The following is a 17,902-nucleotide window of genomic DNA, read 5'->3' on the forward strand; positions in this document are numbered from 1 at the left end:
ACGTATTGACATTTGTCGATACGTCATGGAAACATATTACCTATTGATGTTTGTCGATATGTGGAGGTTGTGATGGAACTGCCCGTGGTCGTGATCGGGGCTGGCCCGCAGGGGCTCGCCGCCGGTGCGCAGTTGTTGGAGCGTGGGATCGAGCCGTTGATCCTCGAAGCTGGAGAGACCGCTGCGGCTGCAGTCGCGGAGTGGGGGCATGTGCGCCTGTTCTCCCCATGGCCGGAGCTGGTCGACTCAGCGGCTGAGCGCATGCTTACCCCCTCGGGCTGGGCTGCACCCGCATCCGGGTATCCGACTGGCGCTGAATGGATTGGCACTTACCTCGCGCCGCTCGCCAGGGCGCTCGGCGACCGTGTGCGTACGGGCATCCGCGTGATCGGGGTTGCGCGGAAGGGCAGGGATCTCTCCGTAGATGCCGGCCGCGCCGAGCAGCCCTTTGTAGTGCTCACCCGAGATGGCGATGGCACTGAGGCTCGGGTGGAGGCACGTGCGGTGATCGACGCCTCGGGTACCTGGACGACTGCCTCCCCGGCGGGGGCCTCCGGGCTTCCTGCGCTCGGTGAACAGGCCGCCGTCACTGCCGGACTCGTCGCGCATCGTATCCCCGACGAGATCGAAGCGCAGACGTTCGCAGGTCGGCACGTTGTCGTAATCGGGAACGGGCATTCAGCGGCGACCGCGATCATCCAACTCGCCGAGACTGTGCGTGATCGCCCGGGTACGCGGGTGTCGTGGCTGCTGCGGCGCGGTAGTGTCGGGAACACTTTCGGCGGCGGTGCCGCTGATGAGCTGGCAGAGCGGGGCGCGCTCGGTCAGCGCGCGAAGCAGGCCGTCGATGAGGGTCTGGTGACGCTCATGACCGGGTTCCGCACCGACGCCCTCACCCTCACTACCGATGGCCAGGTGATCGTCACCGCGGAGGATGGGCGGCTGCTCGATCCGGCCGCTCGGGTGTTCGTGTTGACGGGGTTCCGTCCGGACCTGTCGTTCCTTTCGGAGATCCGGCTCGAGCTGGACTTCCGTCTCCAGGCTCCGGTGCAGGTCGCGAGCGAGGTCGACCCGAACATCCACTCCTGCGGCTCGGTGCGCGCGACCGGGGCGGCGGAGCTCGCGCATCCGGAGCCGGGGTTCTTCATCGTGGGGGCGAAGTCCTATGGGCGTGCGCCCACGTTTCTCGCGATGACCGGGTATGAGCAGGTGCGCTCCATCGCCGCTGAACTCGCCGGCGATCACGAGGCCGCAGCTCGTGTGGAACTGACGCTGCCGGACACGGGGGTGTGTGGCGGTTCGGGCCTTTTCGACGCTCCGGCGCCCGCTACTGGTGGCTGCTGCGCTCCGGCACCGCAGCTTGTCCAGTTCGGCAGCAGGGCTGGCGGGTGAGGCGTGGTCGCCTACTGGTCGTCGGTGGTGGTCAGTCCGGGCTCGCCGCCGCGCGTGCTGGCCGCGAGCGAGGCTGGGAACCCGTGGTGCTCGAGGCGGGGCCGGAGCCGGTGGGGTCGTGGCCGCGTTACTACGACAGTCTGCGGCTCTTTTCGCCGCGTCGGTTCAGCACCTTCCCTGGGTTTCCGTTCCTTGGCCCACCGGACGGCTATCCGTCTCGCGATGAAGTGACCGAGTATCTGCGCGGCTATGCCGCCTGGCTTGAAGTCGACATCCGCACCAATGCCCGTGTGCTCGACATTGCCGCTGACGGCGAGGGGTTCGCGGTGGAGCTTGCCGATGCCAGCAACATTACCGGGGATGCGGTGGTCGCGGCGACTGGCTCATTCGAGAACCCACACTTGCCGAAGATTCCGGGCAATGAGAAGTTCGTTGGCGAGATATTGCATGTGGCTGACTACCGCGCTCCCGGTGCGTTCGCAAACCAGCGGGTGCTGGTTGTCGGGGCAGGAAACTCCGCGATCCAGATTGCTTACGAGCTCGCGCAGGTGTCGCAGGTGTCTTTGGTGGTGCGGGATCGGATCAGGTTCGCATCGCAGCAGATCGGCAGCCGTGATCTGCACTGGTGGCTCACCCGTAGCCGCTTCGACCGTCTGCCGCCAAAGGTGTTGAACCGGATCATCAAGAGGAACCCAGTGATAGACGCGGGTGCCTTCCGCGCCGCCCTGGCAACCGGAGCCCTGGATCAGCAGCCGATGTTCAGGTCATTCACGTCAGATGGCGTGACCTGGGCTAGCGGCCGAGAGGAGAAGATTGATGCGGTGATCTTCGCAACCGGTTACCGCCCCAATCTGCCCTACCTGGATGTGCTCGGCGCGCTCGACCAGGCCGAGATGCCTCGGCATCGGGGCGGTGTGTCGACGAGGGTACCGGGGCTCGGGTTCTTGGGGCTCGAGTTTCAGCGCTCGTTCGCGTCAAATACGTTACGTGGCGTTCACCGCGACGCAACGCTTGTGGTTACAGCACTCACCAACCAGTAGAGAGTGGTTACGGTTGTACAGGCGAACACATCGCCCAGCGGAGAGCCGACGGCGGCCTGCGCTTGGAGTCGTTCTCGCATCACTGTGTTTAACCGAGATCGTATCGTGGGGGTTGCTGTACTACACATTCCCAGTAGTCGCCCCGCACATCAGTTCAGGCACCGGCTGGTCACCTACAGTGGTGACGGCCGCATTTTCCTTGGCTTTGGTGGTTTCGGCATTCCTCGGAGTACCGGTGGGGCGTCTCATCGATCGGCACGGGCCGCGTTGGGTCATGACCACGGGCTCCGTGCTCGCTACCCTTGCTTTGGGCGTTGTCGCCTCAGCGCAGACCCTGTCGATATTCTATATCGGGTGGGTGATGGCCGGAGCGGCAATGGCCGGAGTGCTCTACCCACCGGCCTTCGCCGCGATCACTGGATGGTTCTCTACTCGTGGTCTCAACGCACTCACTACGCTGACACTGGTCGCCGGACTCGCGAGCACGGTGTTCGCGCCGCTCGCCGCGACGATGAGTACCAGTCTCGGGTGGCGGGCCACATATTTGTGGGCAGCGGTGATTCTTGCAGCCTTTACGATCCCATTGCACGGAGTTTTGCTTCGCAGGCCTTGGCCCGTTCAGGAGCACGCCAGGAGCAAAGATCACGGCGCAGAACGAGCGTATACATCAACCGTTATCAAGACTAGGAGGTTCTGGCTACTCTCGGCTGGAATGACTCTTGCGTCCATCACGATGTACGCCACGCTGCTTGCCACAGTGCCACTAATGCTCGAACGGGGCCTCACCTCGCAAACTGCCGCGTGGATACTTGGGCTAGGAGGAGTCGGGCAGGTCGCCGGCCGGCTCTTCTACGCAGTGTTTGCGCGCTGGGCCTCGCTCGCAGTACGCACAGCGCTGGTCTTTGGAATAGTCACGATAAGTACGGCTGCACTAGCGTTCGTTCCGGGACCAACCCCATACCTCATAGCGATGTCGATGATGGCCGGCATAGGAAGAGGAATCGCAACTCTACTCCAGGCGACTGCGGTTACAGAGCGATGGGGGCACCGGGCCTACGGGCACCTATCCGCTGCATTCAGTCTGCCGGTTCTGCTTGCAGCCGCAATAGCTCCCTGGGGAGGCAGCATCCTCGCGCTGGTAACAGGGAGCTATGCGATGGGGTTCGGTGTGCTCTCGGCCGTGGCCGCAATCGGAACAGTGCTGGTGGTCGTGAGTGCTCGGGAACCTCGCTCGAAATGTGCTCAGGGAGTCAGCTCCACTGAAAGCAAAGAGAATCGCTTCCGCCGTCCGGGCTGACCGAGGTCAAAGATCCAGCAATAGACTGTCTTCTATGCTGCCGTACCCGAAGTCGAATGAGCCTGCACCTGGTGCGCCTTTAGATCGGGCAATTGCTGAGGAGTTGGCGCGTTCACTCCGCGCGGTTGCCGATCCGACTCGTCTTCAGATCCTCAGTTCGATCATCAACTCCGAACAAGGCTGTTTGACAGTCGGCCAACTGGCACAGGTTCTGGGCTTACGTCAGCCGACGGTGACTCACCATGTGCATATCCTTGTCGCTGATGGATACCTGGTTCGTCGTCCAGAAGGCAAGGTCATCCGATTGTCCGTTCCAAAGGAACGCCGCGCTTCCGTAGAAGACCTATTGAGATGACTAGAGCAGCTTCGGTGGGTCGAATTGGTGCACCACTTGACTATGAAGCAGCGATAGAGCGTGCAGCTCAGGCAGCGGTACTCAGCGATCCGCTGAATCTCACCTTGCTCAGCGCAATCGCCGCTGGGTCTACCCCCAGGATGTTGATGGCGAGATTCCAGATGGAGACCTCAGAGATCGCCCGCAGAATCGACACGCTGATGGAGGCAGGCCTGGTTCAACGCATCGAGACAGCTGAACCCGTACTCACAGCCAACGCCTGGGTCCGGTTTGGAAGGCTACTCGTAGGAGCCATCACCGGCGAGGCAGATTTGCCGTCCACACCCCTCGCGGCGCTGCCTCCCGCCGTAACAACGATCATTGATGATTTAGGTTATCGATTCCACAGTATCTTTTCGCCAGAAACAGTTGCGCGTTATGTCGTTGAGAGCTATCTTTTGCTCACAAATCGCGCGAGAGTGCATGCTCACATCATGTCGCTCACCGCTAGATATGCGGCGGATCGGTTAGAGGCGCTGGCATCTGTGCGAGGGTTGCGTCTCCACCGTTCGCCGGAAGTTCTTTTTGTATGTGTCCACAACGCTGGTCGATCACAGATGGCGGGCGCATTTATGCGCCATTTCGCAAGGGATCGCGTGCACGTTCGGACTGCTGGATCAGAACCAAGCAGTGAGGCGCATCCGAGAGTGGTAGCAGCGATGGAAGAACTCGGTATCCCAGTGTGGGGCGAGTTCCCAAAACCTCTCACAGATGAAGTCGTACGCGCAGCAGACTATGTGGTCACCATGGGATGTGGCGATGCATGCCCAGTATTCCCGGGTCGGCGCTATCTGGATTGGGATCTGGAAGATCCTTTGATGCTCGATGATTCGGGGCTGCGGCGCATCAGGGATGAGATTCGTGATCGAGTGGCTAGCCTTCTCCACGACATGGGTCAGGCAGATAGGGAGTAGCCGGCGAACTGAACTGTCCGGATGAAGTCTGCACCAGGATCGAGGCCTCGAAGCCTGCGCCGGAGTCTCGCGATCGCTGTACGAACCGAGGACTTTCTTTTGTCAGGAGTGGCCCCATACACCGATATAAGAGTGTCGAGTGTGATTGTTTCAGGGTAGGCCTGTGCGATGTAGCTCAGAAGCTTGAACTCGCCTACGGGGAGGATCAAGGATTTCTCTTTCCAACTGACCCGCTGCTCATCGAGATGCACTATGAGGTCGTGGAACTGAATCTCACGTTCTCCGGGCGCAGGAGGCGGGGAGATCGCGAGCGCGTCGTGAAGACCATGCGGGGTGAGTGGCAACGTCAGGAATCCCTGAACTCCTGACCTGACTGCGGCGTTGATGACATGCTCCTGCGTTGATGCGCGAGTCGCGAGGTACACAGAGCGATCCGGAATTCCACAGGCGACCTGCAGTACCCGCGGAACCAGTTCAAGCTCTGGCTCAGCTGCAACTATCAAGGCGGTGTAAGGATCGTGTGCGAGATCCGCAAGCGCATCTATAGCCTCCGCATGCCGCGTAAGCGGAAACCCGAAGTGAAGGAACTCAGCCCTACTACCGCGGAGAGAACGAGCCTCCGTGGAGAGCAAAATGAAACGTGTTGTGAGTCTCTGACCTTGCGCAATCATCCGAACTTCCCGCTGATGTAGTCTTCGGTGCGTTGATCCGCTGGCGTATCAAAGATCTGCTTAGTCAGGCCATACTCGACAAGCACCCCGGTGCGATCGCCGGTTGTCTCATCAGCAAGTGCAGTGAAGAACGCAGTACGGTCTGCTACCCGGGCCGCCTGCTGCATATTATGCGTAACAATTATGATCGTATAGTCGCGCTTCAGATCATTCATGAGATCTTCAATGCGCGAAGTCGCAATCGGGTCAAGCGCAGAGCAGGGCTCGTCCATCAGGATCACATCTGGACGCACAGCGATCGTGCGAGCGATACAAAGCCGCTGCTGTTGACCGCCTGAAAGTCCGAACGCAGACTGTTTGAGCTTGTCCTTAACTTCATGCCAAAGAGCAGCATGTGTGAGGGCCTCTTCGACGAGGTCATCCATCGAGTCAACCTTCATTCCGGTGACCCGTGGCCCATAAGCGATATTGTCGTAAATGGACTTCGGGAACGGATTGGGCTTCTGGAACACCATGCCGATGCGTCGGCGCACCTCGATCGGGTCAACGCCTTTCCCGTAGATGTTTTCCTCCTGGAAGAGAACACCCCCCTCTACTCGTGCCCCGTCGACAAGGTCATTCATGCGGTTCAACGAGCGCAGCAGTGTGGACTTGCCACAGCCTGATGGGCCGATGAGCGCGGTGATCTCATTCCGTCCGAACTCAAGATCGACACCAGTGACCGCACGAAAATCTCCATAGTAAACGTTCACGTCCTCGCATCGCATAATGCCGTGAACGACACTTGTCGTGCTTGGCAATGTCTCCTCCTGACCCGAAGGATGGGGAGTCTGGAAGGCAGCGTGGAGATCAGTCATGGGGTTACCACCGTTTCTGGTACTTGTTGCGGATGAAGATCGCGAGACCGTTCATTAGGATGAGGACGATCAGGAGCAGCACGCTGGTGGCAGCCGCGAGTTCATGGAACCCTGCTTGCGGGCGACCTGTCCAGTTGAAAATCTGTATGGGAAGGGTCGTATAGCCGCTGAGCAGGCCGTTGGGGTCAAAGGTGATGTACACCAGCGCGCCGAGAACGAGTAGAGGTGCAGCTTCTCCTAGGGCCCGCGAAAGGGCGAGAATCGAACCCGTCGCGATACCCGGAACCGACGACGGAAGCACCTGTCGCCATGTGGTTTGCCACGGCGTAGCGCCGAGCGCGAGCGAACCATCTCGGATCTCGCGCGGCACCGCCCGAAGTGCTTCTCGAGTAGAGATGATGATCACCGGCAGAATGAGCAAAGTGAGCGCGAGAGCTCCGCCAATAACGATGTTCTTGTTTGTCACATTCAGCAGGGTCAAGAAGGAGAGCGCGAGCAACCCGTAGACAATGGAAGGCACCGCGGCGAGATTCTGTACGTTGAGTTCGATGACGCGATTGAACCATTTTTTCCGGTCCGCAAACTCTTCAAGATGTACCGCCGCAGCGATGCCGAGCGGGAGGGTGAGCACCGCTGTGGTGCATATGACCCAGATCGAGCCCAAGATTGCGGGCCGGGCTCCGGCTTCCTCGGGGTCGGCGGAAGGAAATGCGGTGAGGAGTTGCCAAGAGAACTTATTCTGCCCGGACATCACGATAGTCACGAGCAGGGTTGCAAGTACAGTGAGAGCGACAAAGAGCGCCAACCAGATGAGTATGAGAAATGCGAGTGCGGATGGCCGAAGCTCGCCATTGCGCCCAGTTGCGAGGCCGCGCGAGCTCGCAGCCGGGGCGGGGCCACGCTGGAGGTTTGTGTTCATCAATAGGCCTCTCGGAACCGGCGGACGACGCGGATGCTGATGAAGTTGATCAGTAGCGTGATCAGGAATAGAAGAAGTCCGACAGCGAAGAGTGTGTTGTACTCAATGCTGCCGACCCTTGAGTCGCCGAGCGCAGCGTTCGCGATGAACCCTGTCATGGTCTGCCCCTGGTCAAGCGGGTTTGTAACGATTTTTGCTTGGCTTCCGGCTGCAATCGCGACAATCATGGTCTCCCCAACAGCTCTGGATATTCCCAGAACGATGGCCGCAACGATGCCCGAGAGCGCTGCTGGAAACACGACGCGGAGCGTGGTTTGCATCCGATTGGCGCCAAGTGCCGCGCTGCCTTGACGAAGGCTGTTTGGCACTGCCGACATTGCGTCTTCCGCAATCGAGGCGATTGTGGGAATGATCATGACGCCCATGACCAGACCTGCGGCAAGTACGCTGAATGCCCCAGTAGGTAACTGCAGCCAGTCCCTCAGCACAATCGTTTGGACGAACTGTAACGCGAAGAACCCGTAGACGACGGTGGGAACTCCCGCAAGAATCTCGAGTATTGGCTTGAGTACCTTGCGCAATCGAGGCTTCGCGTATTCAGCAAGTAGGATCGCCGCTCCTAGCCCGAACGGTACTGCCACGAGTAGCGCGATCACTGTGGTCCAGAGCGTCGCTGTAACCAGAGGCAGTACCCCGAATGATGCATCGGCGAACCTTGGCGCCCAGCGAGTACCGAAGAGGAACTCGAATACCGGTACCTCCGAGAAAAACCCGAGTGAGGGAATGAGTAGCGCGAGGAGAATCCCCAGCGTGGTGATCACGGTGATCGCGGCGGCACCACGCAGAAGTAGGCGGATTACGAACTCGCCAGGGCGGGGGCGGCCAGTGAACTGGCCGCCCGGCCGGGGAGCCGTGCTAGTGAAATGGCTCCCCGGCCTCTCAATCGTGGTCGTCATCGACGAAACCTTTTTAGTAGGTTCAGAACTAGCCGAGAGAGGCAAGCTCGTCAGCGGCCGTAGTGATCTGGTCCTCAGTCAGCGGCACAAACAGGGCGCGCTCGGAGATCGCTGCGGCATTTGCGACATAGAAATCCACAAAGGCAGCAACCTGCGACTTCTCCACGTAAGAGGCGTTGTTTACATAGATGAACAAGGGTCGACCTAGCGGCGTGTATGTCCCGTCCTGAACGGTCTCGGTGCTCGGCATCACTCCATCGACCTTGACTGCCTTGATCACACCTGCGTTCTCTTCGACATAGCTCAAGCCGAGAAAGCCGATCGCGCCCTTGTCGCCACTCACACCCTGAATGGTGATGTTGTCGTCTTCTGAGGGGCTGTAGTCAGTACGGATTGCCCCTTCTTCTCCGTTTATTGCGTCGGTGAAGTAGTCGAAGGTGCCCGAATCGGTGCCCGCGCCGAAGAGTGTAATCGGGACATTGGGGAAGCTTGGGTCTACCTGGTTCCAGTTCGTGATGACGCCTTCTGCCTCCGGGCCCCAGATCTTGTTGAGCTGCTCAACCGTGAGATCTTCGGCCCAGTCATTCTCTGTGTTGACGATCACTGAGAGCCCGTCGTTTGCAGCGACGATCTCCGTATACTCGATCCCGTTATCGGCGCAAGTGGTAGCTTCTTCGTCTTTGATCTCACGTGAGGCGTTGGAGATGTCGGTTTCGCCCGCGCAGAACGTCTTGAAGCCGCCACCTGTCCCCGAGGTCGCCACAGAGACGTTCACATCCGGGGTCTCATCGCGGAAGAGATCCGCCGCGGCCTCGGTGAGCGGCGCCACGGTTGACGAGCCGTCGGTTGTCACGGAGCCAGCGAGTCCGTTCCCTTCCGAACTGTTTCCGGTGGACTGACCACCGCAGGCGCTCAACGCGAAGGCGCTAATAAGCGCTGCTGCTACCAGCGTCGTACGCTTGAGGGTGTTCATTTTCACGGTCATGTCTTCCTTCGGTTCTCGATGTGTTGATCGATCTATGACGGCGAGAACGCCATCTGATTGATAGATAACCATCTATCAACAGAACCATAGAAGCTCATCTATATGAACGAGTGGTTAATCTCAGCGGAACATCCGGGGACTTTTGGTCGCACTTTAGGCCTGGGCTCCCGCTTCGGTCCGCAGCTCGGGGCGTCCACCGAAATATCGATCGGCTGTCCCCACAATCAGAGCCCGGAGAGTTCCGCCACGGCCGCCCGCGGGGTGCGGCCAGCGCCGATGATGGTGGCCGAAGCTACACCACTCCAGTCACCGTAGCCAAGCAACTGCAGCCGCGACTCATCGATTGAGCGGGTTCCACGGGTGCGAGGCACTCCCTCTTCGGGGGTGAGATTGATCGGCGCGAGGTGGGTTAGCTCGGGCCGAAATCCTGTGCACCAGATGATGACGTCGCAGTGCCATTCGCTACCATCGTTCCAGGTGATTCCGTTCGTGCTGAACGCCGTAACATTGGGTGAGTGCGTACCATGCCACGGTCACGGGCTGCGCGCAGCGACGGTACCATCACTATGTCACCGAGGTCAGTAAGCTCGGAAACGGAAACACCTGTGCGTTCGGTGGCTTGTCTTTGGCTCGCCACCTTGAAAAGTTTCGCCTTCCTGGGGAGGCATCCCCCAACCAGGCAGCGAACTGTGCTCAGCGGGTGAGAACAGGTGTAGGGAATCCCATGCCTGCCGCCAAGCACCCCCTGCGAGTTTTGAAGCATCGAGAATCGCAAAGCGGAGCCCCGCCCGACGCAAGTAGTAGCCTGCGGCGAGGCCGGTCTGCCCCCCGCCGATGACGATGGCATCCAAGCTGGAACTGAGACCTATGGTGTCTGCTGTCATGACGGCCGTCGTCTTCAGAGCAATTCAGCGACCAATGCCTCGATTCGGGTCTTGATGTCATCGCGAATCGGGCGTACGGCTTCGATTCCCTGACCTGCCGGGTCGTCGAGTTTCCAGTCTTCGTAGCGTTTTCCCGGGAAGAACGGGCATGCATCGCCGCAGCCCATCGTGATCACAACATCCGATGCTTCCACGGCTTCGGTCGTCAGTACTTTAGGCGCCTCTGCCGTGATATCGATTCGATCCTCCTGCATCGCCGCGACTGCTACAGGGTTTATCTGCTCTGCAGGCATGGACCCGGCAGATCGGACCTCGATTCGGTCGCCGGCGAAGTGTCGCAAATAGCCCGCTGCCATCTGCGAACGACCAGCGTTGTGGACGCAGACGAACAGGACTGAGGGCTTCTGGTCAGCCATGTGGGTATTCCTCTTCTTCGTTCTTTAGCTCTTGGTCTGTCAGGAGCGCGCCAACAAGTACACGGACACGGCTCTCAATATCCTCCCGAATGGCCTGGACGCCTTCGGAAGAAGCGAGCGCCGGATCGCCGACCGCCCAATCCTCATAGCGGACGCCGGGGATTATCGGGCATACATCTCCGCATCCCATCGTGACGACCACATCTGCTGCGCGCACCGCGTCATCGGTCAGCGGCTTCGGGAAGCGTTCCTGAGCCTGGTCCTCGCCGTCGATCTCGGTAAGTAGCGAGCGGACGTGAGGATGGACTTCCGAAGCGGGTGCGGAGCCGGCAGAACGTGCGATCACGCGTCCTTCCGCGATGCGGTTGACTAGGGCGGCTGCGAGCTGGGAGCGGCCCGCGTTGGCGACGCAAACGAACAACACTTGCGGCACCCCGGTCGCGCGGTCGCGGGTCAGATCCGTCAGGCGCTGACGCGCGAATCGTTCGGTGAGTGGGATCAAATGCTGGGCAACTTTCGCAGTGCGAGCTAGCCCGGCGTAGGACTCACGAACGATCGCTACTACGAGATCGCGATTCAGCTCAGGAAGTTCGTCTGCAAGTTCACTGGCAAGTCTGGTGACGCGACCATCCATGTCTGGCATTGGTGCGATTTTGGAGTCGGGACTATGCGACTCAACCCTGGGATCTGCTGCAATGACTGCTGCGGGCGCGAATGCTTCGAGAAGTGTCGTCACCGCGTCTCGCTGATGAGGCTGAACGCGATAGTACACCCAGGTGCTGCGACGTTCCGAACTCAGCAAGCCGGTGTCCTTGAGGACTTTGAGGTGGTGAGAGACAGTGGGTTGAGAGACTTCCGCAAGTTCCGCCAAGTCGCACACGCAGGCTTCTCCGCGAGGGTCTGTCGCGATCGCGGAGAGCATTCGCAACCGCAGTGGATCCGCCAGCGCCTTCAGGGCACCCGCTACTGTAGTCGCGGCACCGAGACTGATCGGATGCGATGCGCTTGGTGTGCATGATCTTTCGTCAAGATTGTTCACGCTACTGGTCATGATGCCCTCATTTCGGTGGCGTAGGGGTCAGTGTGGAACCAGGCGCGAGCGGCCCACAGCGAGACGTAGACGAGGCCGACGAGCACGGGCACCTCGATGAGTGGGCCGACCACCCCGGCGAGCGCCTGCCCGCTGGTTGCGCCGAAGGTACCGATCGCAACAGCGATGGCAAGCTCGAAGTTGTTGCCAGCCGCGGTGAACGCGAGGGCAGTTGAACGGGCATAGCCGAGCCCGAGGCCCTTGCCGAGTAGCAGGCCTGTGAACCACATGAGCCCAAAGTAGATCAGCAGTGGCAGCGCGATCCGGGCCACGTCGAGCGGGTTCTGGATCACGGCGTCGCCTTGAAGAGCGAACAACAGCACGATCGTGAACAGCAGTCCGTACAGCGCCCACGGCCCGATCACGGGAAGAAACTTCGCCTCGTACCATTCGCGACCGCGGTGCCTCTCGCCGATCCAGCGAGATGCGAACCCCGCGATGAGTGGTATGCCGAGGAACACGAGCACGTTCAGGGCGATTTGCCAGACCGACACTTCGAGGCCCTGGGTGTCAAGGCCGAGCCAGCTGGGCAGCACCGTGAGGTAGAACCAGCCGAGCACCGAGAACATCACGACTTGGAAAACTGAGTTGATCGCGACGAGCACTGCGGTGGCCTCACGGTCGCCGCAGGCGAGATCGTTCCAGATCACGACCATCGCGATGCAGCGCGCGAGCCCGACGATGATGAGGCCGGTGCGGTACTCGGGCAGGTCAGGTAGAAACAGCCAGGCCAGGGCGAACATCACCGCGGGGCCGACGACCCAGTTCAGCAGCAGCGACGAGACGAGCAGGCGTTTATCGCCCGTGACTGCCGCGATGCGGTCGTAGCGAACCTTGGCGAGCACCGGGTACATCATCACTAGCAACCCGAGCCCGATCGGCACCGAGATACCGCCGACTTCCATCCTGGCCAGCAAGCCGGAGACCCCGGGAACGAAGCGTCCGAGCAGGAGGCCCGCGACCATGGCGAGTCCGATCCACAGCGGTAACCACTTGTCGAGGGTAGAGAGTCGTTTCGGTGTCGTACGGGCGGCAGTTGTAGTTGGCGCACTCATGCGAGCAGCTCCTGGATCTTCGCAGCAATGACCGGCTTCGGGTGCGCGCCGATCAGCATGCTGACTCGTTCTCCGCCACGATAGAAGCCGAGCGTCGGAATCGAGGTCACACCAGCAGCGGTCACCGTCTGAGGGTTCGCGTCAGCATCTACCTTTACGATCTTGACCCGGCTGCCGTACTCCGCGGCGAGTGCATCAAGGATCGGCGCGATAGCTTTGCAAGGGCCGCACCAGGACGCCCAGATGTCCACGACCACGGGTAGCTCGGAACTGAGTACTTCGCTTTGGAATGTGGTGTCGGTGACGTGAGTGACCAGGCTCATGCGGGAACTCCTTCGGCGACGGCTTCGAGCGGTTGGACGGGCGTGAGACTGGAGAGGTAGTGCTGAGCGTCTTGTGCGGCGGCACACCCGGTGCCTGCCGCGGTGATTGCTTGCCGGTAGGTGTGGTCCACGAGGTCACCCGCGGCGAACACCCCGGACAGGCTTGTCCGGGTCGATGGATGCTCGACTCGCACATACCCGTCCGCATCTGTGTCGACCTGCCCGTTGACGAGTTCTGAGCGAGGATCGTGACCGATGGCGACAAACACCCCGGTGGCATCTACCACATGCTCCTCGCCGGTGACGATATCGCGCAAGCGAATCCCGGTGACTTGGCTGTCTCCAATGATCTCCGTCACCTCGCTATTCCAGGCGACCTGGATCTTCGGATCGGCCAGCGCCCGCTCCGCCATGATCTTTGAGGCTCGAAACTCATTGCGGCGGTGCACGAGGGTCACCTTCGACGCGAAACGTGTGAGGAAAAGTGCCTCCTCCATTGCGGAGTCCCCGCCGCCTATCACCACGATCTCCCGTTCACGGAAGAAGAACCCGTCGCACGTCGCGCACCAGGACACACCATGGCCGGACAGTCGCTCCTCAGCGGGGAGGCCGAGCTTGCGGTAGGCAGAGCCCATCGCGAGAATCACCGCCTGCGCGAGATACGTTTCCCCATTACCAGTCTCGATGATCTTCACCTGCCCAGAGATGTCGAGCCGAGTCGCATCGTCGGTGACGATCCGCGCCCCGAACCGCTCTGCCTGTGCACGCATCGCATCCATCAGTTCCGGACCCTGAACGCCGTTGATGAAACCGGGGAAGTTCTCAACCTCGGTCGTCGTCATCAGCGCGCCGCCAGCGGTCACCGAACCCACGATCACCACCGGGGCAAGACCCGCACGGGCAGCGTAGATCGCCGCCGTATAGCCCGCGGGACCTGATCCGACGATGACTAACTCGACCTCTTGTTTCGACATGTTTCTATATTGAGATACTTCGATTCAGAAATCAAGTTGAGATTTGTTCTGTCACCTGAAGTTCATCTTTATGGCGACGTTGTCCCAACTGCCGTGAGTTTGCGCACGGGCATCACGCGTTGATCTCTCATAGTTGAGAGGTGCGCTGGGCTCCCACCGCTCGCATAGATTCACGAAAGTAGTTCACGATTCGTGAAAGAATCGGCGTATTGTTGATGCATGGGTGATGTTCGTGAACTGGCGGGGTCATGAGGCTCGCTGCGGTGCGGAGCATCGGGAGTGCCCGCGGGTTCCGTGACGAGCAGGACGCGGCGGATTTCGAGCAGGAGATCGTCGATCAGTACGCGCTGGCGATGGCGGCCGCCGGGTTGACCGACGCGCACATCCTCGTTGCTCGGGCGACGGTGTTCGAGTTTCGGCAGGGCTTGGCGGCACCGTTGTGGACGGCGGGACCGGATGACGCTGACAGGTTCTTGTCGGGGCTGCGTCGCGCGGGTCGGGCGGTGAGCACGAGGGCGGGGAAGGCTGGCGTGCTGGCCCAGTTCTATGACTTCGCGATCACCCGCTACCAGGCGGACGTGCATGCGTTGACGGGGTTCGTGTTGGAGCAGCCGATCGACGAGTTCAACCGGCAGTCGGGCAACTCGCTGGGTCGGATTCGCGTGCCACCGTCGGATGCTGAGGTGGAGGTGCTGTTCGCGGGCTGGCGGAGTTCACTGTCGAGCGCGAGGAAGTTCCTGCCCGCAGCCCGCGACTACTTCGCCGCATCGCTCTGGCGCAGGCTGGGGTTGCGGATCAGCGAGTCAGCGAAGCTCGACATCCGTGACTGGCGGCCGGACCTGGGCGAGCTCGGGAAGCTCCATGTCCGGTTCGGGAAGGGCTCTCGTGGGCGCGGTGCGAAACCGCGATTGGTACCGGCGATCAACGGCACGGACCGTCTGATTGATTGGTGGCTTGCTGAGGTGCGTCACTTGTTCGGCCCGGACTGGGAGGACCCGGACGCGCCGATGATTCCCTCGGAGCGGTTTGACGCTGAGTTGGGCCGCTGCCAGCGGGCCAGCGACGACGTGCTGCGGCAGGGCCTGAAAGCACAGACCGCAGTGTTCCTCCCGGCATGGGTGGGCCGGATGACCCCGCACGTTTTGCGGCACTACTGTGCGTCGTCGCTCTACGGGGCGGGCATGGACCTCAAAGCGATCCAGGAGGTCCTCGGACACGAGTGGCTCTCCACCACGACCCGGTACATTCACGTCTCCAGCGACCATGTCGAACAGGCATGGGTCAACGCGAACCGGCGTCTGGAGACCCGATTCGGAGGGAGGGTGTGAACCCATGAAATGGAACCTACGGATGGCTGCCGCCGAGCGCGGCATCTGGAAGTCCTCGGAGCTGCGGCGGATGCTCGCCGACGCCGGTCTGGAGATCAGCGTCGGGAAGATGTCGAAGCTGTGGACGACGACCCCGACCACGCTACGGCTGGATGACCTCGACGTGATCTGCGCGGTACTGGACTGCACCCCCGGTGATTTGCTGACCGCGGACCTTGCTGCGGCTGCCGCACGCAAACCCCAGGCCGAGATCGAGGAGCAGACCAGTAACGGGTCGCCGTCGATCGTGCGTCCCCGCTTCACCGGGAGCCGGCCAGAGCCACCGCTATGAGCCCCGCGCCCGGCCCCACTGCGAGGTTGCGCCCACCGGAGAAATGCACCGGCTGCGGCGTCGCCCGAGTGGCCTGGGTGCGGCCCCGCGTCGACTACTGCTACGCCTGCCTTCCCGGCGGCCCCTTCGCTCCGCCACCGTGCTCACGATGCGGGTCGGCGGCGTATTTCAGTCAGGGGCTCTGCGAGAGATGCCATCCCGGCAGCCCGGAATACCTCGGTGCTTGCAAGGACTGCCTGGCCTGGGGTGTCTACCGTCGCCACAACTGGCGATGCTGGCAATGCCGCTGGTGGCAAGGCCACTACCCGGTCGGAGACTGCGCCTGGTGCGGCCGCCACGTCCCGATCGGAGAGACGGGAGCCTGCCGCCTCTGCCTCGAATCCGCCCGCCGCATCGCCCCCGCGGGCACCGCCCCGAACCTCGACGACGTGCTCACCGCCGGCCAGCAACTCTTCTTCGCGAACCTCCCCGCACCCCGCAAACCGAAACAGCCCAAGCAGCTCTTGCGCGCCTCCCGCATCATCCTCGACGCCGAAGCCGCCGCGGCTGCGGCCGCTGCCTACGAACAGCCGGCCCTGTTCGATGTCGATCCCGACCCCGAGGTGCTGCGGCGTTTGGCGACCGAGCAGGCCCGCGACTGGACCTACCGCACCGACACGATCGTGTTCGAGCATGCCGAACGCTTCGGCTGGTCGAAACGCCAAACGAACCAGGTCCGCCGCTCGTTGAAGATGCTCCAGATCCTCAACCCCGGCGCGAACACGATCCGCGCCAGCGAAGTCCTCCGCCTGCGCCGCCACGATGCCGACGCGAACGTCGTCTCCACCCTCGACGTCCTCGACGCCGCAGGCATCCTCATCGATGACCGGGTGCCGACGATCGACCGCTACTTCGACGGGAAGTTCGAGAGCCTCCCGCCCACGATGCGCACCCAGCTCGAGCTCTGGTTCGACATCATGATCCACGGCAGCCGCACCCCGCCCCGACGCAAACCCCGCGACCCCGCCACGGTGAAGATTCAGATCCTCGGCATCGCGCCGATCATCACCGACTGGGCAGCGGCCGGCCATCACTCTCTCGCCGAGATCACCACGGACATGATCCTCGACGCCCTCCCGGCCGAGCGCGGGAAACGACACTGGGCCGAGCGCGGATGCCGCACCCTGTTCAGCATCCTCAAGGGCCGCAAGCTCATCTTCGCCGACCCCACCCGCGGCATCCCCCTCACCGACTCCGGAGAGAGCATCCCACTCCCGATCGACACCGACACAATCCTCGCCGTCCTGAACCACGAAGACCCGGCCATCGCCCTCGCGACCTCGATCGTCACGTTCGACGGCCTCACCAGCGGCCAGATCCGAGAGATCCAACTCACCGACATCATCGATGGCAGACTCTCCCTCCCCGACGGGCGGGTGATTCCGCTCGCCGAGCCCGTCCGTGTTCGCCTGGCGGTCTGGCTCGACCACCGGGCGACGACCTGGCCGCGGACCCTCAACCCACACCTCTTCGTCAGCCTGCTCACCGCAGGACGCCTCAGCCCGCCGGGACATCAGTTTCCCTGGCAGAAAGCCGGGATCTCGGCCCAAGCGCTCCGCAACGACCGCATCATCCAAGAAATCCAAGCCACCGGCGGCGACGTCCGCCGCATCGCCGATCTCTTCGGCATTGGCGTCGACGCTGCCACCCGCTACCTCCGCGTCCTCGACCCAGACCTCAGTAAGGGGCTCGACCGGGAGGGGTGAGCAGGTTCCCGCGAGTCGGGTGAGCGGACTATCGGACGTTGAGCGTGGCGAGCTGTTGCGGCGTCCCGGTGATGATGAGTCGAAGGTCGGCGTGGGTTTCGTCGATGTTCCAGTCCGCGAAGGCGCAGCAAATGCTCTCAGCTGCGACGAGTGGTGGAGTCGTCGACCTTGGCGTGGTGGATGGTCAGTCGGGTGTCGGTGCGCTCCGTCTCCAGCGCGTAATCCTCGTCCTTGCCCCGCTCGTCGTGGTGACGCAGCCCCTCGTCGAGCTCATCGTAATGGTCGTCTTCGTCCACCTTATCCCGCGGCTCCTCCCGGCCCGCATCGTGCG

At 61.7% G+C, this 17,902-nt stretch carries 20 protein-coding genes; 8 read left to right on the plus strand and 12 right to left on the minus strand.

The window, feature by feature from the left end; all coding sequences use genetic code 11:
• The first annotated feature begins 72 nt into the window (after positions 1-72).
• The 5 genes from H490_RS17875 to H490_RS31500 are packed head-to-tail and all read left to right on the plus strand — an operon-like array spanning position 73 to position 5,037.
• Positions 73-1,392, plus strand: a complete 1,320-nt coding sequence (locus H490_RS17875; RefSeq protein WP_017882756.1) for an NAD(P)-binding domain-containing protein — start codon at positions 73-75, stop codon at positions 1,390-1,392.
• Positions 1,389-2,432 carry a flavin-containing monooxygenase gene (locus tag H490_RS17880; protein WP_031289536.1) on the plus strand — a complete coding sequence of 348 codons (1,044 nt, stop codon included), beginning with the start codon at positions 1,389-1,391 and terminating at the stop codon, positions 2,430-2,432. Before H490_RS17875 ends, H490_RS17880 begins: the two co-directional genes overlap by 4 nt.
• Positions 2,380-3,729: an MFS transporter gene (locus H490_RS31490; protein ID WP_238560277.1), complete on the plus strand. Its 1,350-nt coding sequence runs from the start codon at positions 2,380-2,382 to the stop codon at positions 3,727-3,729. The genes H490_RS17880 and H490_RS31490 overlap by 53 nt, the downstream gene beginning before the upstream one ends.
• Before the next feature lie 34 nt (positions 3,730-3,763).
• Entirely contained in the window at positions 3,764-4,084 is a 321-nt protein-coding gene (locus H490_RS31495; protein ID WP_081611565.1) for an ArsR/SmtB family transcription factor, read from the plus strand.
• Positions 4,081-5,037 (plus strand): arsenate reductase ArsC, encoded by a 957-nt coding sequence (locus tag H490_RS31500; RefSeq protein ID WP_202950814.1) that lies wholly within the window; start codon positions 4,081-4,083, stop codon positions 5,035-5,037. Before H490_RS31495 ends, H490_RS31500 begins: the two co-directional genes overlap by 4 nt.
• Here H490_RS31500 and H490_RS31505 read toward each other — a convergent pair.
• The 11 genes from H490_RS31505 to trxB form a co-directional block, all read right to left on the minus strand.
• Positions 5,019-5,669, minus strand: coding sequence for a winged helix-turn-helix domain-containing protein (locus tag H490_RS31505; RefSeq protein WP_162903902.1), 651 nt, complete (start codon positions 5,667-5,669; stop codon positions 5,019-5,021). The two genes, H490_RS31500 and H490_RS31505, sit on opposite strands and share 19 nt — an antisense overlap.
• Before the next feature lie 35 nt (positions 5,670-5,704).
• Entirely contained in the window at positions 5,705-6,475 is a 771-nt protein-coding gene (gene pstB, locus H490_RS17885) for a phosphate ABC transporter ATP-binding protein PstB (RefSeq protein WP_202950820.1), read from the minus strand.
• 94 nt (positions 6,476-6,569) lie between these two features.
• The gene (pstA, locus tag H490_RS17890) at positions 6,570-7,484 is read right to left on the minus strand and encodes a phosphate ABC transporter permease PstA (protein WP_017882760.1); all 915 of its coding nucleotides are present in this window, start codon (positions 7,482-7,484) and stop codon (positions 6,570-6,572) included.
• Positions 7,484-8,440 (minus strand): phosphate ABC transporter permease subunit PstC, encoded by a 957-nt coding sequence (gene pstC, locus H490_RS17895; protein WP_017882761.1) that lies wholly within the window; start codon positions 8,438-8,440, stop codon positions 7,484-7,486. Before pstC ends, pstA begins: the two co-directional genes overlap by 1 nt.
• A 28-nt stretch (positions 8,441-8,468) precedes the next feature.
• Complete coding sequence (locus tag H490_RS17900; RefSeq protein ID WP_017882762.1) at positions 8,469-9,425, minus strand: PstS family phosphate ABC transporter substrate-binding protein; 957 nt, start codon at positions 9,423-9,425, stop codon at positions 8,469-8,471.
• A gap of 578 nt (positions 9,426-10,003) precedes the next feature.
• The gene (locus H490_RS32455) at positions 10,004-10,309 is read right to left on the minus strand and encodes an FAD-dependent oxidoreductase (protein WP_202950815.1); all 306 of its coding nucleotides are present in this window, start codon (positions 10,307-10,309) and stop codon (positions 10,004-10,006) included.
• Positions 10,310-10,323: 14 nt separating this feature from the next.
• Positions 10,324-10,725: an arsenate reductase ArsC gene (locus tag H490_RS31515; protein WP_081611568.1), complete on the minus strand. Its 402-nt coding sequence runs from the start codon at positions 10,723-10,725 to the stop codon at positions 10,324-10,326.
• On the minus strand, positions 10,718-11,776 hold the full coding sequence (locus tag H490_RS31520) for a metalloregulator ArsR/SmtB family transcription factor (RefSeq protein ID WP_081611569.1): 1,059 nt from the start codon (positions 11,774-11,776) through the stop codon (positions 10,718-10,720). Before H490_RS31520 ends, H490_RS31515 begins: the two co-directional genes overlap by 8 nt.
• Entirely contained in the window at positions 11,773-12,870 is a 1,098-nt protein-coding gene (arsB, locus tag H490_RS17910; RefSeq protein ID WP_031289539.1) for an ACR3 family arsenite efflux transporter, read from the minus strand. The genes H490_RS31520 and arsB overlap by 4 nt, the downstream gene beginning before the upstream one ends.
• The gene (gene trxA, locus H490_RS17915; RefSeq protein ID WP_017882764.1) at positions 12,867-13,193 is read right to left on the minus strand and encodes a thioredoxin; all 327 of its coding nucleotides are present in this window, start codon (positions 13,191-13,193) and stop codon (positions 12,867-12,869) included. The genes arsB and trxA overlap by 4 nt, the downstream gene beginning before the upstream one ends.
• Positions 13,190-14,167, minus strand: a complete 978-nt coding sequence (gene trxB, locus H490_RS17920) for a thioredoxin-disulfide reductase (protein WP_017882765.1) — start codon at positions 14,165-14,167, stop codon at positions 13,190-13,192. The genes trxA and trxB overlap by 4 nt, the downstream gene beginning before the upstream one ends.
• Before the next feature lie 248 nt (positions 14,168-14,415).
• On the opposite strand from trxB, the gene H490_RS17925 reads away from it, so the two are divergent.
• The 3 genes from H490_RS17925 to H490_RS0115360 all read left to right on the plus strand — a co-directional run bounded on the left by H490_RS17925 (position 14,416) and on the right by H490_RS0115360 (position 17,571).
• Positions 14,416-15,495 (plus strand): tyrosine-type recombinase/integrase, encoded by a 1,080-nt coding sequence (locus tag H490_RS17925; RefSeq protein ID WP_017882766.1) that lies wholly within the window; start codon positions 14,416-14,418, stop codon positions 15,493-15,495.
• Between the two features lie 4 nt (positions 15,496-15,499).
• Positions 15,500-15,826 carry a helix-turn-helix domain-containing protein gene (locus H490_RS17930; RefSeq protein WP_031289542.1) on the plus strand — a complete coding sequence of 109 codons (327 nt, stop codon included), beginning with the start codon at positions 15,500-15,502 and terminating at the stop codon, positions 15,824-15,826.
• A gap of 428 nt (positions 15,827-16,254) precedes the next feature.
• Positions 16,255-17,571: a hypothetical protein gene (locus H490_RS0115360; protein ID WP_017882768.1), complete on the plus strand. Its 1,317-nt coding sequence runs from the start codon at positions 16,255-16,257 to the stop codon at positions 17,569-17,571.
• 137 nt (positions 17,572-17,708) lie between these two features.
• On the opposite strand, the gene H490_RS32230 is transcribed toward H490_RS0115360, so the two are convergent.
• The gene (locus H490_RS32230; RefSeq protein WP_017882769.1) at positions 17,709-17,867 is read right to left on the minus strand and encodes a hypothetical protein; all 159 of its coding nucleotides are present in this window, start codon (positions 17,865-17,867) and stop codon (positions 17,709-17,711) included.
• Positions 17,868-17,902 lie beyond the last annotated feature (35 nt).

Source organism: Leucobacter sp. UCD-THU, from assembly GCF_000349545.1.
Lineage (GTDB): Bacteria > Actinomycetota > Actinomycetes > Actinomycetales > Microbacteriaceae > Leucobacter > Leucobacter muris.